The organism is Klebsiella sp. AqSCr (genome assembly GCF_008452795.1).
GTDB classification, from domain to species: domain Bacteria; phylum Pseudomonadota; class Gammaproteobacteria; order Enterobacterales; family Enterobacteriaceae; genus Klebsiella; species Klebsiella pneumoniae.
In genome coordinates, this window is the sequence record NZ_MJDM01000001.1 from 177588 (window position 1) to 202602 (window position 25015).

19 protein-coding genes and 1 riboswitch are annotated in these 25015 nt (G+C 59.1%); of the genes, 7 read left to right on the forward strand and 12 right to left on the reverse strand.

Features of this window, described 5'->3' with window-relative positions; all coding sequences use genetic code 11:
- The first annotated feature begins 262 nt into the window (after positions 1-262).
- Positions 263-1627, forward strand: coding sequence for a 2-hydroxycarboxylate transporter family protein (locus BHE81_RS00870; protein ID WP_002888345.1), 1365 nt, complete (start codon positions 263-265; stop codon positions 1625-1627).
- A 179-nt stretch (positions 1628-1806) separates the two neighbouring features.
- Positions 1807-2346: a citrate lyase holo-[acyl-carrier protein] synthase gene (gene citX / locus BHE81_RS00875; RefSeq protein ID WP_002888347.1), complete on the forward strand. Its 540-nt coding sequence runs from the start codon at positions 1807-1809 to the stop codon at positions 2344-2346.
- 74 nt (positions 2347-2420) lie between these two features.
- On the opposite strand, the gene rluA is transcribed toward citX, so the two are convergent.
- The 6 genes from rluA to araB all read right to left on the reverse strand — a co-directional run bounded on the left by rluA (position 2421) and on the right by araB (position 12775).
- Positions 2421-3080, reverse strand: a complete 660-nt coding sequence (gene rluA / locus BHE81_RS00880; protein ID WP_004177427.1) for a bifunctional tRNA pseudouridine(32) synthase/23S rRNA pseudouridine(746) synthase RluA — start codon at positions 3078-3080, stop codon at positions 2421-2423.
- Between the two features lie 12 nt (positions 3081-3092).
- Complete coding sequence (gene rapA, locus BHE81_RS00885; RefSeq protein ID WP_004178574.1) at positions 3093-5999, reverse strand: RNA polymerase-associated protein RapA; 2907 nt, start codon at positions 5997-5999, stop codon at positions 3093-3095.
- A 187-nt stretch (positions 6000-6186) separates the two neighbouring features.
- Positions 6187-8544 carry a DNA polymerase II gene (gene polB, locus BHE81_RS00890; RefSeq protein WP_023342999.1) on the reverse strand — a complete coding sequence of 786 codons (2358 nt, stop codon included), beginning with the start codon at positions 8542-8544 and terminating at the stop codon, positions 6187-6189.
- Between the two features lie 175 nt (positions 8545-8719).
- Complete coding sequence (gene araD / locus BHE81_RS00895; protein ID WP_016531719.1) at positions 8720-9415, reverse strand: L-ribulose-5-phosphate 4-epimerase; 696 nt, start codon at positions 9413-9415, stop codon at positions 8720-8722.
- A gap of 137 nt (positions 9416-9552) precedes the next feature.
- A complete protein-coding gene (gene araA, locus BHE81_RS00900; RefSeq protein WP_004177424.1) occupies positions 9553-11055 on the reverse strand; it encodes an L-arabinose isomerase in 1503 nt (500 codons plus the stop codon).
- A 10-nt stretch (positions 11056-11065) separates the two neighbouring features.
- Positions 11066-12775, reverse strand: coding sequence for a ribulokinase (gene araB, locus BHE81_RS00905; RefSeq protein WP_023342998.1), 1710 nt, complete (start codon positions 12773-12775; stop codon positions 11066-11068).
- A gap of 337 nt (positions 12776-13112) precedes the next feature.
- Here araB and araC point away from each other — a divergent pair, with 337 nt between their 5' ends.
- Positions 13113-13958, forward strand: a complete 846-nt coding sequence (gene araC / locus BHE81_RS00910; RefSeq protein WP_004145972.1) for an arabinose operon transcriptional regulator AraC — start codon at positions 13113-13115, stop codon at positions 13956-13958.
- A gap of 128 nt (positions 13959-14086) precedes the next feature.
- Positions 14087-14854 (forward strand): DedA family protein, encoded by a 768-nt coding sequence (locus tag BHE81_RS00915; protein ID WP_002888373.1) that lies wholly within the window; start codon positions 14087-14089, stop codon positions 14852-14854.
- Here BHE81_RS00915 and thiQ read toward each other — a convergent pair.
- The 4 genes from thiQ to sgrR form a co-directional block, all read right to left on the reverse strand.
- Positions 14841-15542 (reverse strand): thiamine ABC transporter ATP-binding protein ThiQ, encoded by a 702-nt coding sequence (gene thiQ, locus BHE81_RS00920; RefSeq protein WP_023342997.1) that lies wholly within the window; start codon positions 15540-15542, stop codon positions 14841-14843. The genes BHE81_RS00915 and thiQ overlap by 14 nt on opposite strands.
- Positions 15526-17136 (reverse strand): thiamine/thiamine pyrophosphate ABC transporter permease ThiP, encoded by a 1611-nt coding sequence (gene thiP, locus BHE81_RS00925; protein WP_004147039.1) that lies wholly within the window; start codon positions 17134-17136, stop codon positions 15526-15528. The genes thiQ and thiP overlap by 17 nt, the downstream gene beginning before the upstream one ends.
- A complete protein-coding gene (gene thiB / locus BHE81_RS00930; RefSeq protein ID WP_004147041.1) occupies positions 17112-18095 on the reverse strand; it encodes a thiamine ABC transporter substrate binding subunit in 984 nt (327 codons plus the stop codon). Before thiB ends, thiP begins: the two co-directional genes overlap by 25 nt.
- 32 nt (positions 18096-18127) lie before the next feature.
- Positions 18128-18347, reverse strand: a riboswitch (TPP riboswitch).
- Positions 18348-18384: 37 nt separating this feature from the next.
- Positions 18385-20040, reverse strand: coding sequence for an HTH-type transcriptional regulator SgrR (sgrR, locus tag BHE81_RS00935; RefSeq protein ID WP_004145968.1), 1656 nt, complete (start codon positions 20038-20040; stop codon positions 18385-18387).
- 87 nt (positions 20041-20127) lie between these two features.
- Between sgrR and sgrT the strand changes: the two genes are divergently transcribed.
- Together sgrT and BHE81_RS00945 are read left to right on the forward strand one after the other, a co-directional pair.
- Positions 20128-20280 (forward strand): glucose uptake inhibitor SgrT, encoded by a 153-nt coding sequence (sgrT, locus tag BHE81_RS00940; RefSeq protein ID WP_002888448.1) that lies wholly within the window; start codon positions 20128-20130, stop codon positions 20278-20280.
- A 267-nt stretch (positions 20281-20547) separates the two neighbouring features.
- Entirely contained in the window at positions 20548-21732 is a 1185-nt protein-coding gene (locus BHE81_RS00945; protein ID WP_023342995.1) for a sugar efflux transporter, read from the forward strand.
- 33 nt (positions 21733-21765) lie between these two features.
- Here the strand turns inward: BHE81_RS00945 and BHE81_RS00950 are convergent, their stop codons facing one another.
- Positions 21766-23076 carry an MFS transporter gene (locus BHE81_RS00950; protein WP_023279289.1) on the reverse strand — a complete coding sequence of 437 codons (1311 nt, stop codon included), beginning with the start codon at positions 23074-23076 and terminating at the stop codon, positions 21766-21768.
- A 231-nt stretch (positions 23077-23307) separates the two neighbouring features.
- Here BHE81_RS00950 and BHE81_RS00955 point away from each other — a divergent pair, with 231 nt between their 5' ends.
- Entirely contained in the window at positions 23308-24204 is an 897-nt protein-coding gene (locus BHE81_RS00955) for a LysR family transcriptional regulator (RefSeq protein WP_002888455.1), read from the forward strand.
- A 37-nt stretch (positions 24205-24241) separates the two neighbouring features.
- Here the strand turns inward: BHE81_RS00955 and aroD are convergent, their stop codons facing one another.
- Positions 24242-24997: a type I 3-dehydroquinate dehydratase gene (gene aroD, locus BHE81_RS00960; protein ID WP_004177420.1), complete on the reverse strand. Its 756-nt coding sequence runs from the start codon at positions 24995-24997 to the stop codon at positions 24242-24244.
- Between the last annotated feature and the right edge of the window lie 18 nt (positions 24998-25015).

A 25015-nucleotide genomic window follows, 5' to 3' on the forward strand; every position in this document is an offset into this window, starting at 1 on the left:
TGTTAAGGGAAAGTTGTGATCAGCGGCGCAGGCGCGGGCTGCCGCCAGCGGTCGCGGCGGAAATAGGCGGCCGGCGGGAAATAAAAACCATAAAAACCACAGTCATAAATCAGAGATATATCACTCCCGGGCAGTTCAGCGAATAAAAACCATAAAAACCATAGTGACCATTAAAACTTCTTTTTTAATCTGGGAAGCTTCACATTAACGACGCCGCTGTCCCTTTACGCTGAAAATGAATAATAACGACAGGGCTGAATTTATGAGCACCACAGACAATGCATTCTCTGCAACCCTTGAACCGATCGATACGCCGAAAACCACGCTCAAGCAGCGCTGGTGGCATATTATGGATAACTGGAAGGTGGGGATCGTCCCGCTGCCGCTGTTTCTGCTGGCCGGAGGACTGATTGCCCTCGACTGCCTTGGCGGCAAACTGCCGAGCGATATCGTGGTGATGGTGGCCACCCTGGCTTTCTTTGGCTTCGCCTGCGGCGAGTTTGGTAAACGCCTCCCGGTGCTGGGGAAACTCGGTGCGGCGGCGATCTGCGCCACCTTTATTCCTTCCGCGCTGGTCCACTATGGTCTGCTGCCTGACGTGGTTATTGAATCCACGACCAAATTCTATAAATCCACTAACATCCTCTATCTCTATATCTGCTGCATCATTGTCGGCAGCATCATGAGTATGAACCGCACCACGCTGATTCAGGGCTTTCTGAAGATCTTCTTCCCGATGCTGTGCGGCGAAGTGGTCGGCATGCTGGTGGGCATCGGCGTCGGCACGCTGCTGGGCATGGAGCCGTTCCAGGTATTCTTCTTTATCGTGCTGCCGATTATGGCCGGCGGCGTGGGAGAGGGGGCGATTCCGCTGTCAATGGGTTATGCCGCGCTGATGCATATGGAGCAGGGCGTGGCCCTGGGCCGGGTATTGCCGATGGTGATGCTTGGCAGCCTGACGGCGATCGTCATCTCCGGCTGCCTCAACCAGCTCGGCAAGCGCTTCCCGCATCTGACCGGCGAAGGGCAACTGATGCCGAACCGCAGCCATGAAACCCGCAGCCTCAGCGAGAGCGAAGGCGTGAGCGGTAAGACCGACGTTGGGACCCTCGCCTCCGGCGCGCTGCTGGCGGTACTGCTGTATATGATGGGGATGCTCGGCCACAAACTGATTGGTCTGCCGGCGCCGGTAGGCATGCTGTTCCTCGCGGTGCTGTTAAAGCTGGCTAACGTGGTGTCTCCGCGTCTGCAGGAGGGGTCGCAGATGGTGTATAAATTCTTCCGCACCGCAGTCACCTACCCGATCCTCTTTGCCGTCGGCGTGGCGATCACCCCGTGGCAGGAACTGGTAAACGCCTTCACTTTAACCAACCTGCTGGTGATCGTCAGTACCGTCTCCGCGCTGGTGGCGACCGGTTTCCTGGTTGGTAAAAAGATAGGGATGCACCCGATCGATGTGGCGATTGTTTCCTGTTGCCAGAGCGGGCAGGGCGGCACCGGCGATGTGGCGATCCTGACCGCCGGCAACCGCATGAGCCTGATGCCGTTCGCGCAGATCGCTACCCGCATCGGCGGGGCGATAAATGTCTCGCTGGGGTTGCTGTTCCTCAGCCACTATCTGGCGTGATATAACGCTACGCTCAGCGATAAATCTGCTATTTTCCGCTACGGAACGCCGAAAATATCTGCGTTCTGTATCCTAAATGCTCCGCATTTAGCGTTACAATCAGCGCGCGATCGGCTATCGCAACCATCATCATGACAGTCCAGGCGCTGTCGTATTTATCATATGTAGGAGAGGAATTAATGTCAGTGGATACTCCCGCCCAGGCGGGCGTCAGCATCGACGCATTGCTGGCGGCGAAAGAGCAGCGTGCAGCCCGCCAGGCCGACTGGTTGGCCCATTATCAGCAGCCTGTTATTTCCCTGACCCTGGTGACCCCGGGGGCGGTGAAGGACAGCATTCGCTATCGCAATATGATGGGCGTTGCCCTCCAGGCCTGCGATCAGCTGCTGTGGAAGCACCGCTGGCAAACGCTGGATCGTCAGGTGCTATGGCTGCCGACCGGGCCAGAAGCGCTGTGGTGCGTAGCGCATCCGGCCAGCGAAATCAAAGCGATGTGCAGTACGCTGGAGCAGAGCCATCCGCTGGGACGCCTGTGGGATATCGATGTAATCTGTCCGCAGAACGGGCTGGTGGGACGCCAGTCGCTGGGCGAATCGCAGCGCCGCTGCCTGCTGTGCGATGAGCCGGCGCACGCCTGTGCGCGCAGCCGTCGTCACGACACCGATCTCGTCGTCGCCCGCGTTGAGCAGATGATTGACGCGTGGTTCGCCCGCGATTAATCGGGATTGTTTTCTGTATCCTCACTAATCCGAGTTGCACGCAGCCAACCCGCACGCAACTCGAAGTATGAGCGTTAAAAGTCGATCGGCGCGCGAAAGGTCATCGCGTTGCCGTAGGCAGGATGGGTGATGGTGAGCGTCTCGGCGTGCAGCAGCAGGCGCGGGGCCATCGCCAGCGCCTCCGGCGTGGCATAGAAGCGGTCGCCAAGGATCGGATGCCCCAGCGCCAGCATATGCACGCGCAGCTGGTGCGACCGTCCGGTAATCGGCTTCAGGCGCACGCGGGCGGTGTTATCCTCTGCGTACTCCAGCACCTCATATTCGGTTTGCGCCGCTTTGCCGGTTTCATAGCACACCTTCTGCATTGGCCGGTTCGGCCAGTCGCAAATCAGCGGTAAATCCACGAGGCCTTCCGCCGGCTGCGGATGGCCCCAGACGAGGGCGACGTACTGCTTCTTCGGCTCGCGCTCGCGGAACTGACGCTTCAGTTCACGCTCGGCGGCTTTATTCAGCGCCACCACAATCACGCCGCTGGTGGCCATATCCAGGCGATGCACCGATTCGGCCTGCGGGAAGTCGCGCTGAATGCGCGTCATCACGCTGTCTTTATGCTCCTCAAGACGACCGGGGACGGACAACAAGCCGCTCGGCTTGTTGACCACCATGATGTGCTCATCCTGATACAGGATCACCAGCCAGGGATCCTGCGGCGGATTGTAGTTTTCCATCGCCATGTTCGCGTTCCGTTACTGGTGAGTAACGACGATCAGACGCAGCGCGTCCAGACGCCATCCGGCCTGCGCCAGCGCATCCATCACCTGCTGACGGTTGCTTTCGATCGCCGCCAGTTCGTCGTCACGGATGTTCGGGTTCACCGCCTTCAGCGCTTCCAGACGCGACAGCTCCGCCGTCAGCTTTTCATCGGCTTCGTTACGCGCCGCGTCGATCAGCCCCTGCGCCGCTTTGGCGATCTGCGCTTCACCCTGCTGCAGAATCGCATGAACGTCCTGCTGCACCGCATTGACCAGCTTGCTACCGGTATGGCGGTTGACCGCGCTCAGCTGGCGGTTGAAGCTTTCGAACTCCACCTGCGCGGCGAGGTTGTTGCCGTTTTTATCCAGCAGCATGCGAACCGGGGTCGCCGGCAGGAAGCGGTTGAGCTGCAGCTGCTTCGGCGCCTGCGCTTCGACGACATAGATCAGCTCCAGCAGCAGGGTGCCGACCGGCAGCGCCTTGTTCTTCAGCAGCGAAATGGTGCTGCTGCCGGTATCGCCGGAAAGGATCAGGTCCAGACCGTTGCGTATCAGCGGGTGTTCCCAGGTAATAAATTGCGCATCTTCACGCGACAGCGCCACGTCACGTTCGAAGGTGATGGTGCAACCGTCTTCCGGCAGGCCCGGGAAATCCGGCACCAGCATATGGTCGGAAGGGGTGAGGACGATCAGGTTTTCACCGCGGTCGTCCTGGTTGATGCCGACGATATCGAACAGGTTCATCGAGAAAGCGATCAGGCTGGTGTCGTCATCCTGCTCTTCGATGCTCTCCGCCAGGGCCTGGGCTTTCTCGCCGCCGTTGGAGTGGATCTCCAGCAGACGGTCGCGGCCCTGCTCCAGCTGCGCCTTCAGGGCATCATGCTGTTGGCGGCAGGATTTGATCAGATCGTCAAAGCCGTCGGTGGATTCCGGCGCCGCAAGATAGTTGATCAGTTCATCGTGCACGCTGTCGTAGACGGTGCGACCGGTCGGGCAGGTATGTTCGAAGGCGTCGAGCCCTTCGTGATACCAGCGCACCAGCACCGACTGCGCGGTTTTTTCCAGGTACGGAACGTGGATCTGGATATCGTGCGCCTGGCCGATACGGTCGAGACGACCGATACGCTGCTCCAGCAGATCCGGGTTAAACGGCAGGTCGAACATCACCAGGTTGCTGGCGAACTGGAAGTTGCGTCCTTCGGAGCCGATCTCGGAGCACAGCAGCACCTGGGCGCCGGTGTCTTCTTCAGCAAACCACGCCGCGGCGCGGTCGCGTTCGATAATCGACATCCCTTCATGGAACACCGCGGCGCGGATGCCTTCGCGCTCGCGCAGCACCTGTTCCAGCTGCAGGGCGGTGGCGGCCTTAGCGCAGATTACCAGCACCTTCTGCGAGCGATGGCTGGTCAGGTAGCCCATCAGCCACTCGACGCGCGGGTCGAAGTTCCACCAGGTACCGGTATCACCTTCAAATTCCTGATAGATCTGCTCCGGATAGAGCATGTCGCGCGCGCGCTCTTCCGCGGTTTTGCGCGCGCCCATAATGCCGGACACTTTGATGGCCGTCTGGTACTGGGTCGGCAGCGGCAGACGAATGGTGTGCAGCTCGCGTTTCGGGAAACCTTTGACGCCGTTACGGGTATTACGGAACAGCACGCGGCTGGTGCCGTGGCGGTCCATCAGCATCGAGATCAGCTCCTGGCGCGCGGCCTGGGCATCTTCGCGATCGCTGTTGGCGGCCTGCAGCAGCGGCTCGATATCCTGCTCGCCGATCAGATCGCCCAGGGTATTGAGTTCGCTATCGCTCAGCTTGTTGCCCGCCAGCAGCAGCGCGACGGCGTCGGCCACCGGACGGTAGTTCTGCTGTTCTTCGACAAACTGTTCAAAATCGTGGAAGCGGTTCGGATCCAACAGACGCAGGCGCGCAAAATGGCTCTCCATTCCCAGCTGTTCCGGCGTCGCGGTGAGCAGCAGGATACCCGGCACGCGCTCAGCCAGCTGTTCAATAGCCTGATATTCACGGCTCGGCGCCTCTTCGCTCCACACCAGGTGGTGCGCTTCGTCGACCACCATCAGGTCCCACTCGGCGTCGCACAGATGCTCCAGGCGCTGCTTGCTGCGACGCACGAAGTCTAAAGAGCAGATCACCAGTTGTTCGGTTTCGAACGGATTGTAGGCATCGTGCTGCGCTTCGGCGTAGCGCTCGTCGTCGAACAGCGAGAAACGCAGGTTGAAACGGCGCAGCATCTCCACCAGCCACTGGTGCTGGAGGGTTTCCGGGACCACGATCAGCACGCGCTCTGCGGCGCCGGAGAGCAGCTGCTGGTGCAGGATCATCCCGGCTTCAATGGTTTTACCTAAGCCCACTTCATCGGCCAGCAGGACGCGCGGCGCGTGACGACGGCCCACATCGTGGGCAATATGCAGCTGGTGCGGGATCAGGCTGGTGCGCTGGCCGCGCAGGCCGCTCCACGGCATGCGGTACTGTTCGCTCTGGAACTTGCGCGCGCGGTAGCGTAGGGCAAAGCGATCCATGCGGTCGATTTGGCCGGCGAACAGGCGGTCCTGCGGTTTGCTGAATACCAGTTTGCTGTCGAGCAGCACTTCACGCAGGGTGACGTTCGCTTCCTGGGTGTCCAGGCGGGTGCCAGTGTAGGACAGCAGCCCGTTCTCTTCATTCACTTTGTCAACGTGGAGCTGCCAGCCTTCATGGCTGGTGATGGTGTCGCCCGGGTTAAACATTACGCGGGTGATCGGGGAATCGTTGCGAGAGTACAGACGGTTTTCGCCGATGGCGGGGAAAAGGAGAGTGACCATGCGCGCATCCAGCGCTACCACCGTCCCTAATCCTAGTTCGCTCTCTGTGTCGCTAATCCAGCGTTGACCAAGTGTAAAAGGCATATATGTTCGGCTCTTTAGTTCTTTAATTGCAGGCAATAGTTGATCATCTCCATGAACAATCGGAGATGCGTCAAAATTGGGGCCAGGAATGGAAAGGGCGCTATATTACTGGATGGCAGAACGTTCGTCACGTTCTCCTCACGCTTCATTTTTAGGCTTTCGTGCCCGTGGAATGGGTGACAAAAAATCAAAATAGCCCCAACTGTCCTGTCACTATTGTAGCAAAGTCATCGTTGACGAAGGGCAGGATCCCTTCCGCCACCGGCTGCAACTGCTTTGTTAAATAGTGATCGTAATCGAGCGGCGACTGCTGGTAATCCACCGGCTCCGGGCCGCTGGTGGTCCAGACGTATTTGATGGTGCCGCGCTGCTGATACTGCTGCGCCCGCCCAAGCTTCAGGTTGTGTTCATCGGCAAGCCGGGCGGCGCGCACGTGCGGCGGTACGTTGCGCTGATACTCCGCCAGCGGCCGGCGCAGGCGTTTGCGATAAACCAGCTGTTCGTCGAGCTCGCCGTTCATCAGCCTGGCGATAGTCTCCCGCACATAATCCTGATACGGCTGGTTGCGGAAGATGCGCAGGTATAACTCTTGTTGAAACTGCTGGGCCAGCGGCGTCCAGTCGGTACGCACCGTTTCCAGCCCCTTAAACACCATGCGCTGGGCATCGCCCTCCTGAATCATCCCGGCATAGCGCTTCTTGCTGCCGGTATCGGCGCCGCGGATCGTCGGCATTAAAAAGCGGCAGAAGTGGGTTTCATACTCCAGCTCCAGGGCGCTGGTAAGCTGGCTTTTGCTAAGCTCCTGCGCCCACCAGGCGTTGACATCGCTGACCAGCTCGCGGCCGATCTCCGCCGCCTGGGCTTCGCTGTGCGGGCGCTTAAGCCAGACGAAGGTGGAGTCGGTATCGCCGTAGATAACGTCATAGCCTTTGGCTTCAATTAACGCTTTAGTCTGGCGCATGATCGCATGGCCGCGCATGGTGATCGACGAGGCGAGACGCGGGTCGAAGAAGCGGCAGGCGCTGGTCCCCAGCACGCCGTAAAAGGCGTTCATAATGATCTTCAGCGCCTGGGAGAGCGGCTTATTGTGCTGGCGTTTGGCTTCATCCCGGCCGTGCCAGATCTGGCTGACAATCCCCGGCAGGCAGTGCTTATCTCGCGAGAAGCGGGCGCCGAGGAAGCCCTCGATACTGTGCTGATCATCGGGTTGCGCCAGCCCTTCAACCAGGCCGACCGGATCGATTAAAAAGGTACGAATAATCGACGGATACAGGCTTTTATAGTCCAGCACCAGCACCGAGTCATACAGGCCGGGGCGGGAGTCCATCACGTAGCCGCCGGGGCTCGCCTGCGGCGGTACGTCGCCGAGATTCGGCGCCACGTAGCCCAGGCGGTGCATGCGCGGGAAATAGAGATGGCTGAAGGCGGCGACCGAGCCGCCGTGGCGGTCGGCGGGCAGACCGTTGACCGTCGCTCGTTCGAGCAAAAACGGCATGATCTCCGTTTTGTGGAAGATCCGCGTCACCAGCTCGCAATCCTGCAGGTTATAGATGGCCAGCGCCGGTTTGTCTTCATGAAACCGGCGCTCGATCTCATCCATCCGATCCCATGGGTTGTCGATGGCTTTGCCTTCTCCCAGCAGCTCGCGGGCCACCGCCTCCAGCGAAAAGGAGGAGAAATTCCAGAACGCCGATTTTAGCGCGTCGATGCCGTCGATAATCAGCCGCCCGTTGGCCTGGGCGAAAAAGACGCCGTTCTTAAAGCCGTGCTCACGCCACTCCAGCTCGCTGTTGCCGCGGCCGAGCCGCAGCGGGATACGATAGCGTTCGGCGTGCTTTTGCAGAACGCGCAGATCGAACTGCACTACGTTCCAGCCGATCAGCACGTCGGGGTCGTGTTCGGCAAACCAGGCGTTAAGCTTTTCCAGCAGCAGGGGACGGCTGGCGATGAAGACCAGCTCGAAGTCGACATCTGGCGGCGTTTCCGGTTCGGGGCCCAGCATGTAGACCACCCGCTGGCCGCAGCCTTCCAGACCGATGCAGTACAGCTCGCCGTGGCGGCTGGTTTCGATATCCAGCGACACCCATTTCAGCGGCGGACGATAGTCAGGGTTCGGCTTCATGCGCGCGTTGACCAGCTGCGAGCCGCGCGTTTCGCCTTCCACCCACACCGGGGCGGTGATAAAGCGCTCCATCAGATAGCGCTCCGGCGGGCGGATATCGCCTTCGTAAACGGTGACGCCGCTGTCGCTGAGCATCTTCTCCAGACGCATCAACTGGCGATGGGCGCGGCAGTAGAGTCCAACAATCGGCTGACGGTGGAAATCTTTCAGGGCCAGCGGGGCGAAGCGGAGCCCTTTCTCCCCCTGCAGCAGCCGTTCAGCCTGCGCCCGCTGCGCTTCGGGAATAAAGGCGACGGACTCCTGCGGCGGGAGGGTGACCTGCAGCGGACCGTCGTCGGTGGCCAGCCAGAAGGAGAGCTCGGTGCCCTGCGGAGTGTCCCGCCAGTGACGGGTGAGTAAAAATCCTGCTCGTGGCTGGGTCACGGGTATTCTCGCCGATAAAAAACCAGGCCTGATTATAGCCTGGTTTCATGAGGGGCGCTGGGGTTTTATACAGGTGTTCGGCGCTAATGTTGCCCCGGATTGCGGCTTGCGCCTTATCCAGGCTACCAGATGGCGCAGAGCCCTGGCCCTGCTAAGCGCAGCGCGAGCAGGGTGATTATTGGCCGTAGTAGGCTTTGGCCCCATGCTTACGCAGATAGTGCTTATCCAGCAGGGTCTGCTGCATAGCCGGCAGCTGCGGCGCCAGCTGGCGGCAGAAAATCCCCATATAGGCGATCTCTTCCAGCACGATGGCGTTATGCACCGCGTCTTCGGCGTTCTTGCCCCAGGCGAACGGGCCGTGGGAATGGACCAGCACGCCGGGCATCTGCGCCGGGTCGATTCGCTGCTGGCGGAAGGTTTCGACAATCACGTTGCCGGTTTCCCACTCATAGTCGCCGTTGATCTCCGCATCAGTCATTAACCGGGTGCAGGGCACCGGGCCATAAAAGTAGTCGGCATGGGTAGTGCCGGTCGCGGGAATAGATTGCCCGGCCTGCGCCCAGATGGTGGCGTGGCGCGAATGGGTATGCACAATGCCGCCCAGCGTCGGGAAAGCCTGATACAGCAGGCGATGGGTCGGGGTATCCGACGAGGGCTTTTTATTACCCTCTACCACTTCGCCGCTCTCCAGACTGACCACCACCATATCGTCGGCGGTCATCACGCGGTAATCCACGCCGGAGGGTTTGATCACGAACACCCCTTTCTCGCGGTCGACGGCGCTGACGTTGCCCCAGGTTAAGGTCACCAGATTATGCTTTGGCAGAGCCAGGTTAGCTTCCAGCACCTGGCGTTTAAGATCTTCTAACATAGTGTGCTCCGAATAGCAGGCGAGTCGGGTATCCCTCACCCCGACCCTCTCCCGGCGGGAGAGGGAGAAAGGCGGCATGGCGCCCGGTCGGTCCCCTCTCCCCAACGGGGGGAGGGGAAGGGTGAGGGGACGGCCTCTTAGCGTTTTGAACCGTAATACACTTCATTCCAGCGCAGCGCGTCCTTGAAGGACGGCAGACGGGTATCGTTGTCGATGACGGTCAGCTCGATATCATGCAGCTCGGCGAACTGGCGCATATCGTCGAGGTTCAGCGCATGGCTGAAGACGGTATGGTGCGCGCCGCCGGCGATGATCCAGGCTTCCGACGCGGTACGCAGATCCGGCTGCGCTTTCCACAGGGCGTTGGCCACCGGCAGCTTCGGCAGATCGTGCGGCGTTGGGACGGTTTCGATGGTATTGACCAGCAGACGGAAGCGGTCTCCCAGGTCGATCAGGCTGGCGACGATCGCCGGGCCGGTTTGAGTATTGAAGATCAGGCGCGCTGGATCCGCTTTGCCGCCGATGCCCAGCGGCTGAACGTCGAGGATCGGTTTCTCGGCGGTGGCGATCGTCGGGCACACTTCCAGCATGTGCGAGCCGAGCACCAGATCGTTACCATTGTCGAAGTGGTAGGTGTAATCCTCCATAAAGGAGGTGCCGCCCTGCAGACCAGTTGACATCACCTTCATGATGCGAAGCAGAGCGGCGGTTTTCCAGTCGCCCTCGCCGGCAAAGCCGTAGCCCTGCTGCATCAGGCGCTGTACGGCGAGACCCGGGAGCTGTTTCAGGCCGTGGAGATCTTCAAAGGTGGTGGTAAAGGCGTGGAAACCGCCCTGTTCGAGGAAGCGTTTCATCCCCAGCTCAATGCGCGCGGCGTCCAGCACGTTCTGGCGCTTCTCGCCGTGAACCTGCGCTGCCGGGGTCAGACGGTAGCTGCTCTCATATTCATCGACCAGGGCGCTGATATCGCCGTCGCTGATGCTGTTCACCACCTGCACCAGATCGCCGACCGCCCAGGTGTTCACCGAGAAGCCAAACTTAATCTGCGCCGCGACTTTATCGCCGTCGGTCACCGCCACTTCGCGCATGTTATCGCCGAAACGGCACACTTTCAGATGACGGGTATCCTGTTTGGAGACCGCCTGACGCATCCAGCCGCCGATACGCTGGTGGGCCTCTTTATCCTGCCAGTGGCCGGTGACCACGCTGTGTTGCTGGCGCATGCGGGCGCCGATGAAGCCGAACTCGCGGCCGCCGTGCGCGGTCTGGTTCAGGTTCATAAAGTCCATATCGATGCTGTCCCACGGCAGCGCGGCGTTGTACTGAGTATGGAACTGCAGCAGCGGCTTATTGAGGATGGTCAGGCCGTTGATCCACATTTTTGCCGGCGAGAAGGTATGCAGCCAGACCACTAACCCGGCGCATTTGTCATCGTAGTTGGCGTCGCGGCAGATATGGGTGATCTCGTCCGGGGTGGTGCCCAGCGGCTTAAGGACCAGTTTGCACGGCAGTTTGGCTTCCGCATTCAGGCTGTTCACCACATGTTCGGCATGCTTCGTCACCTGGCGCAGGGCTTCCGGGCCGTACAGATGTTGGCTGCCAATAACGAACCATACTTCATAGTTATCAAAAATCGTCATTTTCGTATCCTTAATGGGTGAGCGCTGCCTGAGATTGCGGGGCTTTTTCCGCCTTTGCAGCCGAAGGGAGATAGTGTTGTTCCGCGCTGACCGACCACTGCTGGTAGCGCTGATAGAGTTGTTCGAAACGCTGTGCCTGCGCCGGACGCGGCTGCAGGGTAGTTTCCACCTGGCTTGCCATCCGCTGTTGGGCGGCTGGAATATCCTCATAGACGCCGGCGGCGACGGCGGCGAAGATAGCCGCCCCCAGCGCGCAGCACTGATCGGAGGCGACAATCTGCAGCGGACGGTTCAGCACGTCGCAGCAGGCCTGCATGATGACCTGGTTTTTCCGCGCGATACCGCCAAGCGCCATGACGTTGTTAACCGGGATCCCCTGCTCGGTGAAGCACTCCATAATGGCGCGAGCGCCGAAGGCGGTGGCGGCGATCAGACCGCCGAACAGCGCCGGCGCGTCGGTGGCCAGGTTAAGGTCGGTGATCACCCCTTTCAGGCGCTGGTTGGCATTCGGCGTGCGGCGGCCGTTGAACCAGTCGAGCACCACCGGCAGATGCTCCAGCGATGGATTGTTGGCCCAGGCTTCGGTGAGCGCCGGCAGTAACTGTTTTTGACTGGCTTTGATTTGCTCGCGCAACGCCGGCTGCTGCTGAGCCAGTTGTTCCAGCGGCCAGCCGAGAATGCGGCCAAACCAGGCGTAAATATCGCCGAAGGCGGACTGGCCTGCCTCCATGCCGATAAAGTGTGGAACCACGCTGCCGTCGACCTGGCCGCAGATGCCTTTGACCGTGCGCTCGCCGACGTTCTCTTTATCGGCGATCAGAATGTCGCAGGTGGAGGTGCCGATGACTTTCACCAGCGCGTTAGGCTGCGCGCCGGCGCCAACGGCGCCCATGTGGCAGTCGAAGGCGCCGCCGGAGATGGCCACACTCTGCGACAGACCCAGGCGCTGGGCCCACTCTGCGCTCAGCGTGCCGACCGGCACATCGGCCGTCCAGGTATCGGTGAACAGCGGCCAGGCCAGATGCTGGTTGATGATGGGATCAAGCTCATCGAAGAAGCTGGCCGGCGGCAGACCGCCCCAGCTCTCATGCCACAGCGATTTATGTCCGGCGCTGCAGCGGCCGCGGCGCAGATCCTGCGGACGCGTAGTACCGGAGAGCAGGGCGGGCACCCAGTCGCAAAGCTCTACCCACGAGGCGGCTGCCTGGGCGACGGCGCTATCTTCGCGGGTGACGTGAAGGATTTTGGCCCAGAACCATTCGCTGGAGTAGATCCCGCCGATATAGCGCGAGTAATCCTCTTTGCCCGGCTGATGACACAGGCGGGTGATCGCCTCGGCTTCCTCGACCGCGGTGTGATCCTTCCACAGGACAAACATGGCGTTAGGGTTGTCAGCGAATTCTTCGCGCAGCGCCAGCACGTTGCCCTCGGCATCGACGGGAGCCGGAGTTGAGCCGGTGCTGTCGACGCCAATACCCACGACGTCGGCGCGTTGTTCGGCGCTCAGCGAAGCGAGCACGCTTTTCAGCGCCGCTTCCATGGACTCGATGTAATCTCGCGGGTGATGGCGGAAGCGGTTGTTAGCGCCATCGCAATACTGTCCTTCCCGCCAGCGCGGATACCACTCCACGCTGGTCGCCAGCTCTGCGCCGGACGCGCATTCCACCGCCAGAGCGCGGACTGAGTCACTACCAAAGTCGAGGCCAATCGCAATTGCCATCTTGTTACTCCATGCAGAAATCATTCATGCAGCAACAGTAGATATCCCCGGCAAAATCCGTCAGGCCGGATTCGCTAATCTTATGGATTATTTTGCTGTTACCTTGCAAAGTGTGACGCCGTGCAAATATTCGATGTGGACTTTTTTGCCGTATTTATAGACACTTTTGTTACCCGGCATATCACGGTGGAATGCACGCTACTGGCGCTTTTTTCGCTTGCTGTGCGGGTTTTTCGCCAAATTCCCACCGCCGTCGCAGTCGCGACAGGGCCGAGAGCGATAAAATGATGAATATGGACAATTGGTGCCACTGATACCTTCGGGGAGAACCACGCGTATGGCCGAAACGCAAAACGATCCGCTGCTGCCGGGCTACTCTTTTAACGCTCATCTGGTTACCGGCCTGACGCCGATTGAGGCGCAGGGATACCTGGATTTCTTTATCGACCGCCCGCTGGGTATGAAAGGCTATATTCTCAATCTGACGATTCGCGGCGAGGGGGTGATCAACAACCACGGCGAACAGTTTGTCTGCCGGCCGGGCGATATGCTGCTGTTCCCGCCCGGGGAAATTCATCACTATGGCCGCCATCCCGACGCCAGCGAGTGGTATCACCAGTGGGTCTACTTCCGCCCGCGCGCCTACTGGCACGAGTGGCTCAACTGGCCAACGATTTTTGCCCAGACCGGCTTTTTCCGTCCGGATGAACAGTGGCAGGCGCGCTTTGGCGAGCTGTTCGGCCAGATCGTTGATGCCGGGCAGGGGGCGGGGCGCTATTCCGAACTGTTGGCGATAAACCTGCTGGAACAGCTGCTGCTGCGGCGGATGGAGGCGATCAACGAATCGCTGCATCCCCCGCTGGACAACCGGGTGCGCGACGCCTGCCAGTACATCAGCGACCATCTGGCGGACAGCCATTTTGATATCGCCAGCGTCGCCCAACACGTTTGCCTGTCGCCCTCGCGTCTGTCGCACCTGTTCCGCCAGCAGCTGGGGGTCAGCGTCCTCGGCTGGCGGGAGGATCAGCGCATCAGCCAGGCCAAACTGTTGCTCAGCACCACGCGGATGCCGATCGCCACCGTTGGGCGCAACGTCGGCTTCGAAGATCAGCTCTATTTTTCCCGCGTGTTTAAAAAATGCACCGGGGCCAGCCCGAGCGAATTCCGCGCGGGTTGTGAATAAAAAGTAAAGAAAGTGAAATGATGACCCGCTTAAATGTCACAGCCAGTAAACTATTAAGACAATTGATGGCTTGACGACGGCGCGATGGCTTCGGAGAATCCGGGCTTCGTTTTTTAACCGGGTACATTATGCAAGCATTGCTCGAACACTTTATTACCCAATCCACGGTCTACTCATTGTTAGCCGTGATGCTGGTGGCCTTTCTCGAGTCGCTGGCGCTGGTGGGGCTTATCTTACCCGGCACGGTGATGATGGCTGGCCTTGGGGCGCTCATCGGCGGCGGCGAAGTTAACTTCTGGCAGGCGTGGCTGGCGGGGATTGTCGGCTGCCTGCTGGGCGACTGGATCTCATTCTGGCTCGGCTGGCGCTTTAAGAAGCCGTTGCACCGCTGGTCGTTTATGAAGAAAAACCGCGCCCTGCTGGAGAAAACCGAGCATGCGCTGCATCAGCACAGCATGATCACCATTCTGATTGGCCGCTTTGTCGGACCGACGCGTCCGCTGGTGCCAATGGTCGCCGGGATGCTCGACCTGCCGGTGGCCAAGTTCGTGCTACCGAATATTATCGGCTGCCTGCTCTGGCCGCCGCTCTATTTCCTTCCGGGCATCCTCGCCGGGGCGGCGATTGATATTCCGGCTGATGAAAACAGCGCCAGCTTTAAATGGCTGCTATTGGGGGCGGCGCTGCTGGCCTGGCTGGCGGGATGGCTGTGCTGGCGGCTGTGGCGGAGCGCGAAAACCTCAGGCGATCGGCTGACCCGCTGGCTGCCGCGCGGCCGACTGCTGTGGCTGTCGCCGCTGATGGTCGCGCTGGCGGCTACAGCGTTAACATTTGTCTTCCGCCATCCGCTGATGCCGGTCTATCTGGCGATCCTGCACAAAGTCATCGCGCGCTGATCCCCATCAAATGCGAGGCGCTGCTGTGGCCGCTTAACAGCTCGGCGGTGGCGCCATCCCAGACAATGCGCCCTTCGGCGACCACCATCGAGCGCGGCGCGATGCGCGAGGCGTCCTCTACGCTGTGGGAGACCATCAGCAGGGTGAGCTGCTGCTGCTCGCAGACATCGGCGACCAGGGACAGCATCTCCTGGCGCAGCGCCGGATCGAGCGCCGAGAAGGGTTCATCCAGCAGCAGCACCGGCTGCTGGCGCACCAGACAGCGGGCCAGCGCCGCGCGCTGCCGCTGACCGCCGGAGAGCTCGCCGGGCAGACGTTCCAGCAGCGCATCAATTCCCATCTGTCCAGCTATCGCCGTGACCTGCGCCTGCTGCTCGCGGCTCAGTTTAAGGCCTGGATGGATCCCGAGGCTGATATTTTGTCGAATGGTCAGATGGTTAAACAGGTTATTCTCCTGAAACAACATCGAGACCGGACGCTGCGCCGGCGGCGTCGCGTTATGCGCCTCGCCGTTAATCAGCAGGCTGCCGCTGGCGGGCGGCAGAAACCCGGCGATTAGATTCAGCAGGGTGCTCTTTCCGGCGCCGCTGGGACCGAGCACCGCGATGCGCTCCCCGCGCGCGACGTCGAGGGTGAAGCGCATCGGCAGATGCTGGTATAGCCAGGTCACATCATTGAGTTTTAGCATCACGCCCCGGAAGTTTTTCAATCAGCGTAAACAACAAGAAACAGAGCAGCAGCAGGAGCAGGGCGGTGACGGCCCCGTCCTGGCTGCGGTAGGCGCCTATCTGCTGGTACAGATAGAAAGGCAGGGTGCGGAACGCCTCGTTGCCGAACAGCGCCACCACGCCGAAATCGCCAATCGACAGTACGCAGGCGAAGGCGAGCGCCTGGGCCAGCGGGCGCCGGAGAGCGCGAAGCTCGACCACCCGCAGCCGGGCAAAGCCTTCAATACCCAGCGACTGGCACAGCATGCTGTAGCGGGCGGCAATGTCGCGCATCGGGTTTTCCAGTACTTTCAGCGCATAGGGGATCGCCATCAGGGCATTAGTGAAGATGACGATGCCGTCGGCGGACTCCGGCAGGCCGATAGTGTTATTGAGCAGCAGGAAGAAGCCGGTCGCCAGCACAATTCCCGGCATCGCAAGGATCAGCATGCCGCTCAGCTCCATTGCCTGCCCGGCCAACGGCCGCTGGCGAGCGCGCAGCTCCCGGCTGCTCCATAACAGCATCATCGTCAGGGTCACGCTCAATAGCCCGGCGGCGATGGCGATGCGTAGAGAGGTGCTCAATGCCTGCCAGAGCGCTGGCTGCGCCAGCACGTCCAGCATATTACGGTTGATCCCGTCGACGATGACCGCCAGCAGCGGCGGGAGCAGCAGCAGCAGGGCGGCGCCGATCAGCAACCCGTCGCTCAGGCGGCTATGCAGGCGATCGTCAGGGTCGCGCCAGCCGCGCACATGGCTGACGCCGATGGCGACGGCTTTACTCAGACGCTGGCTAAGCAGCACCAGCCCAAGGCAGCAGAGCATCTGGATCAGCGCCAGCATTGCCGCTCGCGCCGGATCGTAGTCAAAGCTCAGCGCCTGGTAGATAGCCAGCTCGATCGTGGTGGCTTTCGGGCCGCCGCCCAGCGAGAGCACGGTGGCGAAGCTGGCGAAGCAGAGCATAAAAATCAGCGCGGCGACGGCGGGAATGTGCCGGCGCAGCCACGGCCATTCGACGAGGCGGAAGAAGGCATAGCCGCGCATGCCAAGCTGGGCGGCAATTTGCCGCTGCTCGCCGGGAATGTTCTCCAGCGCCTGCAGCAGCAGGCGGGTCGCCATCGGCATATTGAAAAAGACGTGCGCCAGCAGGATGCCCTGCAGACCGTAGGGCGAGAACTCCCATTGCCAGCCGAGCGCGTGAAATAGTGAGGCCAGCCAGCCCTGGCGGCCATAGACGCTGAGGATACCGAACACCGCCACCAGCACCGGCAGGATCAGGGTCATCGCGCACAGGCGCAGCAGCAGCGTACGGCCCGGGAAGCGACGCCGATAAAGCGCGCGGGCGAGAAAGATGGCTGGTCCCACCGAGATCAGCGCTGACAGCGACGCCTGCCAGAAGGAGAAGCGGACCACATGCCACAGGTAGCTATCGCTGAAGACCGATTGCCAGCCCGCGCCGGGGGCGCTAAACCACAGCGCCAGAAACGCCGCCAGCGCGACAGCGCACAGCAGCGTAGCGGCGAACAGGCCCGGCATCAGCCCGCGAAGATTTAGCGGCTGACGGCGCGTTGCCATGCGCTAATCCAGGTTTGACGCTCGCTGGCGACTTGCTGCGGGGTGAAGGACAGGGTGGTCTGCGGCTTCACCAAGGTATCAAACCCGGCCGGCAGGGTGACCTGGGTCACCGGATACATCCAGTTGCCGGTAGGGATGGCGTTCTGGAAGCCAGGAGATACCATAAATTTGAGGAATTTTTCCGCCAGTTCCGGCTGCTTGCTGGCGGCGGTACGCGCGGCAACTTCGACCTGCAGATAGTGGCCCTCGGCGAAGTTCGCCGCCGCATAGTTGTCTTTCTTCTCTTCAATCATGTGGTAGGCCGGCGAGGTGGTATAGCTCAACACCAGGTCGCTTTCCCCTTTCAGGAACAGGCCATAGGCTTCGCTCCAGCCTTTGGTGACGGTAACGGTTTTCGCGGCCAGCTTCTGCCAGGCCTCGGGCGCTTGATCGCCATAGACCTTTTGCATCCACAGCAGCAGGCCCAGTCCCGGGGTGCTGGTACGCGGATCTTCATAGATGACCCGCCATTTTTGCGGCCCCTCGACCAGCTCTTTCAGGCTCTTCGGTGGATTAGCCAGTTTGTTTTTGTCATAGACGAAGGCGAAATAGCCATAGTCGTAGGGAACAAAGGTGTCATTATCCCAGCCGCCCGGCACGCTGACCGCGCTGGCGGGTACGTTGCTTTTGGCAAACAGTTTACTCTGCGCCGCGGCTTCCAGCAGGTTGTTATCAAGGCCAAGCACGACGTCGGCCTTGCTGTTTTTGCCTTCCATGCGCAGGCGATTCAGTAGCGAAACGCCATCTTCCAGCGCGACGAACTTCAGCTCGCAGCCGCACTCCGCTTCAAAGGCTTTTTTGACCGCCGGGCCGGGGCCCCAGTCGGCAGAGAAGGAGTCATAGGTATAGACGGTAAGAACAGGCTTAGCCAAAGCGGGCATGGCGACCAGCGCCAGCAGCGGGAGTAATTTTTTCAACACTTTGCACCTCAGAAAAAAGGGGTGGCAAAGGATTTTGAGTGAGCCTCAAATCCCTTCGCCGGCGTTATCCGGATCAGGTTCGACGGGTATTTTCTCAGCCCATACGCTTCATCCTTCAAGCCGCATCTGCGTTAGCTTCGCGCGTTCACCCCAGTCACATAGTTATCTATGCTCCAGGGGATTCACCCGCTTGCTGCCTTGATGCAACTTGAATGATATTGCGTATGTTTATTAGCACCCCGTTGAGAACGGCCTTAGTGTAATGATTTTGTCAGATGACGGAAAGCGCTTACGGCTCCGGCGGCGCAAACCATGCGGATTTAAAATCGAACCAGCCGAGGGTATTCATCCTCACGCCGCGCATACTGCGCTGACCCTGAATCATCAGCCAGTGGTGGATCAGCGGCACGATATGTTGCCCGGCCAGCAGCCGCTGGCTCCAGGTGGCCGGATTAAACTCTCCTGCTCGCCAGCGGCAGGCGTCTGCCTGCCAGTCAATGGGAATGCAGCGCTGAATCAGCGGGACTTCGTACAGATAGGCGAAGAGCGAAAATTCGATCGGTAAGGTGAAGTTCACGCTGTTGAGCCAGATATCGCTGACCACCTCGCCGCGATGCCAGGCATCGTACTCCAGCTCCTGGATCTCCAGCTTTACCTGATGCGCCGCCAGCAGGTCGCGCATGATCCCGCCGATCACCCGATGTTCGACGTGATCGCGGTAGTAGGTAAGGGTGACTGTCTCCAACCCCGCCGGCTTCTCGCAGGCGTGGTTGCTGGCGTGATGCCAGCGCGGCAGCAGGCCGTAGGCGGGAAACCAGTTGCCCTGGTAGTGTTCGCCCGCATGGTAGAGCAGGTTGGCGGGCTGAAACAGATAACTTAGCCAGCGGCGCACCGCGTCGTTGGCCCCCAGCGGGCTTCGCGAGTCGAACAGCAGGTAATAGCAGCCCTCTTCCAGGCGACTCTCTACCGCTTTTTCGCTTTCGGTATTGCCCTGCAGCGTCAGGCCGCCGTTGGGCTCTTCGCTAATCTCCGGCAGCACCCAGACGTTCACCTCATCGATCAGCGCCCGGTAGCCAAAATAGTCCTCAAAGGCATGGATCTTGAGCTGATTCTGGTTGTTACGCACCACGGCATAGGGGCCGGTGCCGACCGGCATGGAGGAAAAGTGGTTCATGGTCTGCCACTCCTGAGGCAGCACCATCGCCGGCACCTGCCCCAGCAGCCAGGGCAGCCAGCGGTCGGGCTGGCGCAGATGAATATCCAGGGTCCAGGCGGTGGGCGATTCGATGCGTTCGATATGTGAATAGAGCGGCAGGGCATTGCTGCGCTGCAGAGAGGCGATCACATCCGCCATCTCCAGCTCACGGCCATGGTGAAAATGGATGCCGGGACGGAGGAAAAAGCGCCAGTGGGTGGGGGTCAGCTGCTGCCAGTGGTGGGCAATATCGGCTTCCAGTTCCCCATTTTCCTCATTTACCCGCGTCAAGGCGCTGAATATTTGCCGGGCAATATGCGTTTCCGAACGCCGCAGCGCGCTACCGGGCAGCAAATTCTTCATCGGACGATAGTAGAGCACGCGCAGGATGTGCCGCCCCTGGCGGAAGCTGCGGCCGAGATGCGAGACCAGCATCTGGCGGACGGCAGCCTTATCGCCGACCAACTGCACCAGCTGATCGATGCGATCCTGCTCAAGGAGATCTTCGGCACGTTGCTGCTGCAGGGCGAGGCCGGTATAGAGAAAGGTTAGCCGCGAACGCTTGCCGCGGCCTGCCTCCGCTTCCCAGGTCAGCCAGCCGCGGGACTCCATCATATTGAGCAGGGTGCGCATATGGCGGCGCGAGCAGCTCAGCATTTCCGCCAGCTCGTTAAGGGTGGTCTCCTGCGACTTGCCGTCGCAGCACTGCCATAGGCGAATGAACTGTTGTTGCAGACGGCCGGAAGACATAAAAGGGGAACTCCTGCGCAAAACTCAGCAATTTATTACTTCCTATATTAAGCCAATAATGAATCCCGATGAAGCGAGGAGGTGAATATGATGAGGTCTACCGCAAAATCGTTCTACCAACGCTACTTTTCTGCGACGCAGGAAGCGTCCTGGCTGGCCCGCCTGATGGCAGGACGACAGCAGGAAATTCTGGGGGAACTGATGCAGTGGGGAGTGACGTCAACGACCTCTGATCATTGACTTGCAGACATCATGTGTGACTGAGTATTGGTGTTATACTCGTCGTTTTTCAAACTGCAGGTGCGCTGTCGATGCTTCCTGGGCCGTATGTTCGGGCTGCGTGATTCGCCTCTACGGGACTCACCTTTTCAGGGCCAGCGCGAGCGCGGCGCAAAATGGTTAACCGTTTTGTCCTGCAGCATGAAATCCATAGAGTATAGAATCACCCGCCAGCAGAAAGCCTCTGCTGGCTTTTTTCGTTTTCTTCGCGTGTGTTAAGGACATTCCATGCTGTGGTTGATGACGTTGGGACGACGGCTTAACGGCGTCTATGCCGCCTTTATGCTGGTTGCTTTTATGATGGGCGTGGCGGGCGCGTTGCAGGCGCCGACGTTGAGTTTGTTTCTCAGCCGCGAAGTGGGGGCGCAACCGTTCTGGGTGGGCCTGTTCTATACCGTAAACGCCATCGCCGGGATCCTGGTTAGCCTGTGGCTGGCCAAGCGCTCCGATAGCCGCGGCGACCGGCGGCGGTTGATTATGTTCTGCTGTCTGATGGCGGTGGGTAATGCGCTGCTGTTTGCCTTCAACCGCCACTATCTGACGCTGATCACCTGCGGCGTGATGCTGGCATCCATTGCCAACGCCGCCATGCCGCAGCTCTTCGCGCTGGCGCGGGAGTACGCCGACAGCTCGGCGCGGGAAGTGGTGATGTTCAGCTCGGTCATGCGCGCCCAGCTGTCGCTGGCTTGGGTGATTGGCCCGCCGCTGGCCTTTATGCTGGCGCTCAACTATGGCTTCACCACCATGTTCTTCATTGCGGCGGGCATTTTTGTCATTAGCCTCGCTCTGATTGCCATCAAACTGCCTTCGGTTCCGCGTGTGGAACAGCCCTCGGAGGAGGCGGCGGCGCTAGCGCAGGCCGGCGGCTGGCAGGACAAGAACGTGCGTATGCTGTTTATAGCCTCAACCCTGATGTGGACCTGCAACACCATGTACATCATTGATATGCCGCTGTGGATCAGCAGCGATCTCGGGCTTCCCGACAGCCTGGCCGGGATCCTGATGGGCACTGCCGCCGGGCTGGAGATACCGGCGATGATCCTCGCCGGCTACTACGTAAAGCGCTTTGGCAAACGTAAAATGATGGTGGCGGCGGTGGCCGCCGGCGTGCTGTTTTATGCCGGACTGATCCTGTTTCATGGTCGCACGGCGCTGCTGGCTCTGCAGCTGTTCAATGCCATCTTTATCGGCATTATCGCCGGGATAGGCATGCTGTGGTTCCAGGATTTAATGCCGGGACGGGCGGGAGCGGCGACCACCCTGTTCACCAACAGTATTTCCACCGGCGTGATCCTTGCCGGCGTTATGCAGGGGGCGCTGTCCCAGAGCTATGGTCACGCCAGCGTCTACTGGACGATCGCGGCCATTTCGCTGGTGACGCTGTTTTTGACCAGCAAGGTGAAGGATATCTGACTACTCGCCCCGGCATCGCCGGGGCGACCAGGCCTACTTGAGTTCGATACGCTTAATGTCGCCGATGATAAAAATGTAGGCAATCACCCCAATCAGCGCCGTCAGGCCGACGTAGATCAGCGCGTAAAAGAAATTACCCGTGGCGGAAATAATCACACCAATTATCAGTGGTGCGATAATCGAGGCCATATTGGCACAGAAATTAAATATGCCGCCGGTGAGGCCTGCCATATTTTCCGGGGCAATATCCGAAATTAAGGTCCAGCCCAGACCGACCATCCCCTGGCCAAAAAAAGCCACCGACATGATAATAATTACGGTGCTATTGGCGCTTACCCAATTCGCCGCGATAATACAGCTGGACAGCAATAAACCGGAAATTATTGGTAACTTTCGACTGATGTTGACGGAGCCGGTTCGCTTCAACAACCGGTCGGAGATCCAGCCGCCGAAGAGGATGCCAATCGCGGCGGCAAGGAAGGGCCAGGTGGCGAAGAAGCCGACGTGCAGCCATGGAAGATGGCGCTCGTTGGCGAGGTAGCTGGGAAACCACGTCAGGAAAAAGACCAGTGTGGTGTTGCCGGCGAACTGACCCAGGCTGGCGCCGAGGATCTGGCGACAGCCCAGCAGGCGTCTGGCGTCACGCCAGTTAAATGGAACGTTCTGGATTTTATTGTTAATGCTGTTTGCGCCGATATACTCCAGCTCCGCTTGATTAGCCGTGTGCGATTCATGCGGTTCATGATAAAAACGCCACCACACTAAAGTAAATAAAATACCTAATCCGCCGGTGAGGAAAAAAAGCGTTCTCCAGCCATGATGTTCGAGAATTAAAAATAACAGCGGCGAGAAAGCGGCCAGCCCTATATATTCACCAACTGTATATGTTGCCGTTGCCCGCGCGCGCTCATGCTGAGGGAACCAGGTGCTGACGATGCGGCTGTTGGCCGGAAAGCAGGGCGCTTCGCTGACGCCGAGTCCCAGGCGCAGAAGCAGCAGGGATTTTAGGCCGAGGGTGAAACTTTGCAGCAGGGTAAACAGCGACCAGAAGAAAATTGACAGGGCATAGGTCAGTTTGTTGCCAAAGCGGTCTAAAAACATCCCGCCGGGGATCTGCGCCAGCGCATAAGTCCAGGCGAAGGCGGAGAAGATGATGCCCATCATCGCCGGATCGATATGGATTTCTTTGCTTAACTGTGGCGCTACAATACCCAGGATGGTACGGTCGAGATAATTGATCATCGTTCCGACGGAGAGTAGCAGCAGAATAACTATCCGTACGCGGCTTCTTTTTTTCGCCCCCGATGTGGAAGTGAGGACTTCCTGAGAGTTTGACATACTCATAGCGAGTTCCTTTAAAGTTTAAAATATTTTTGCATATATTCTAATATGCAAAAATATCTCAAGGAGCTATAGGTAGTATCTATGAATGGCAATGCCTTGTGGCACATTCAGGCCCTTCGTCAAATAATATTTGATGTAACGCCGATATTTACCCGTTCATGCGCATTATTGGTGGCTTGCATGGTATATTAGCGTCAGTGCATTTATTCTTATATTATACGGGTAAAAATAATGAACCTAAAGCAACTTTATTATTTTAAACGTCTGTCTGAAACTGAGCATTACACCGAAGCCGCCTCCAGTCTGTGCATCACCCAGCCCTCGCTAAGCCACGCGATATCGGAGCTGGAGAAGGAGTTAGGGGTCGCGCTATTCGCCAGACAGGGGCGGAACGTAAAAATTACCCAAAACGGCAAGCGTTTTTTGCCGTATGTTGAAGATGCGCTGGCCTCGCTGGAGAACGGACGCATGATATTGCAAAAAAATGGCGCTGAGAATAAAGAGAATATTCGCATCGCCTTTATTTACACGATGGGGGAGTATGTTGTTCCACAGTTAATTAATAAATATTCTCTTTCACCTGAATGTCACAATGTGACTTTTTCTTTTACTCAAGGGACATCGCTGACGCTGTTGCAGGAGCTGAAGGCCGGAAAAGTCGATCTGGCGATCTGCTCTTATATTGCCGATGAACCCGATATCGATTTTATTCCGGTGATCCAGCAGGAACTGGTGGTGGTCACGGCAAAGGATCATCCGCTGGCCCGGCTATATGAACATGAAGTCGATCTGGTGGAGACGATTCATTATCCGTATATCTATTTTTCAGAAAATAGCGGCTTACGTCCGTTTATCGATAATGTATTTATGCAGCAAAAGCTGGTGCCGGAGATCGCCTGCTATGTGGATGAGGATACGGCGATGGCCGGGCTGGTGAGTATTGACTACGGGATCGCGATTATGCCGCGCATTACCGCGCTCTCCTATTACAACGTCCATATCCTGAAGATTAAAAACACCATCCCCCCCCGCTATATCTATCTGGCGACCATGAAAGACAAGGGGCTCTCTCCGGCGCTGGAGTCATTTAAAAATGTGGTTATCCACGATAGCCAGAAGATCTGTTAACGGATGGCCCGGATGTGACCTCCGGGCCATCCGGATATCAGGAGAGAATATCCATCACTTCACGCAGCTTAGCGATGGCGATCTGCCCAGGCGCGGAGGCCTGACCAACGGTACCGAAGGTCATCGCCGAACCGAACAAGCGCCCGGTGACCCGGCTAACGCCACCGGATTTGCCCATCGACATGGTGATCAGCGGACGCGTCGCATACTTCTCTTTCATGGTCAGCGTGGCGGCGAGCAAGGTGAGTACGTCCTGCGGCGACTGCGGCATCACCGCGATCTTCGGCAGATCGGCCCCCAGATCCTGCATGCGGCGCAGGCGATAGATAATATCTTCCTGAGCGGGAGTCTTATGGAAATCATGATTACTCATGATCACCTTGACGCCCGCGGCATGCGCATCGTCAACCAGCGCGCGGATCTGCGCTTCATCATTGAACAGTTCGATATCGATAACATCAACCAGTCCACTGCGTGCGGCCTCGCGGTTGAGCGCAAAATAGGCTTCGTCGCTGAGCTCGGTTTCGCCACCTTCTTTCTTACTGCGGAAGGTAAACAGCAGCGGAAGCGCTTTCAGCGCGCCACGGATTTCCGCCAGCGCGGCCATCACCTGGGCCATCTCTCTGACCTGGGCAAAGTGGTCAACGCGCCATTCGATAATATCAGCGCCGGCATCGACCAGGCCGTGGGCGTTACCCAGTATCTCATCCAGGGTTTTACCGATCAGCGGTACACAAATGAGGGTTTCCCCTTCCTGAAAGGTGATGTTCTTTACGGTTACTGCATTTGTCATGTAGGTATCCATTATTTT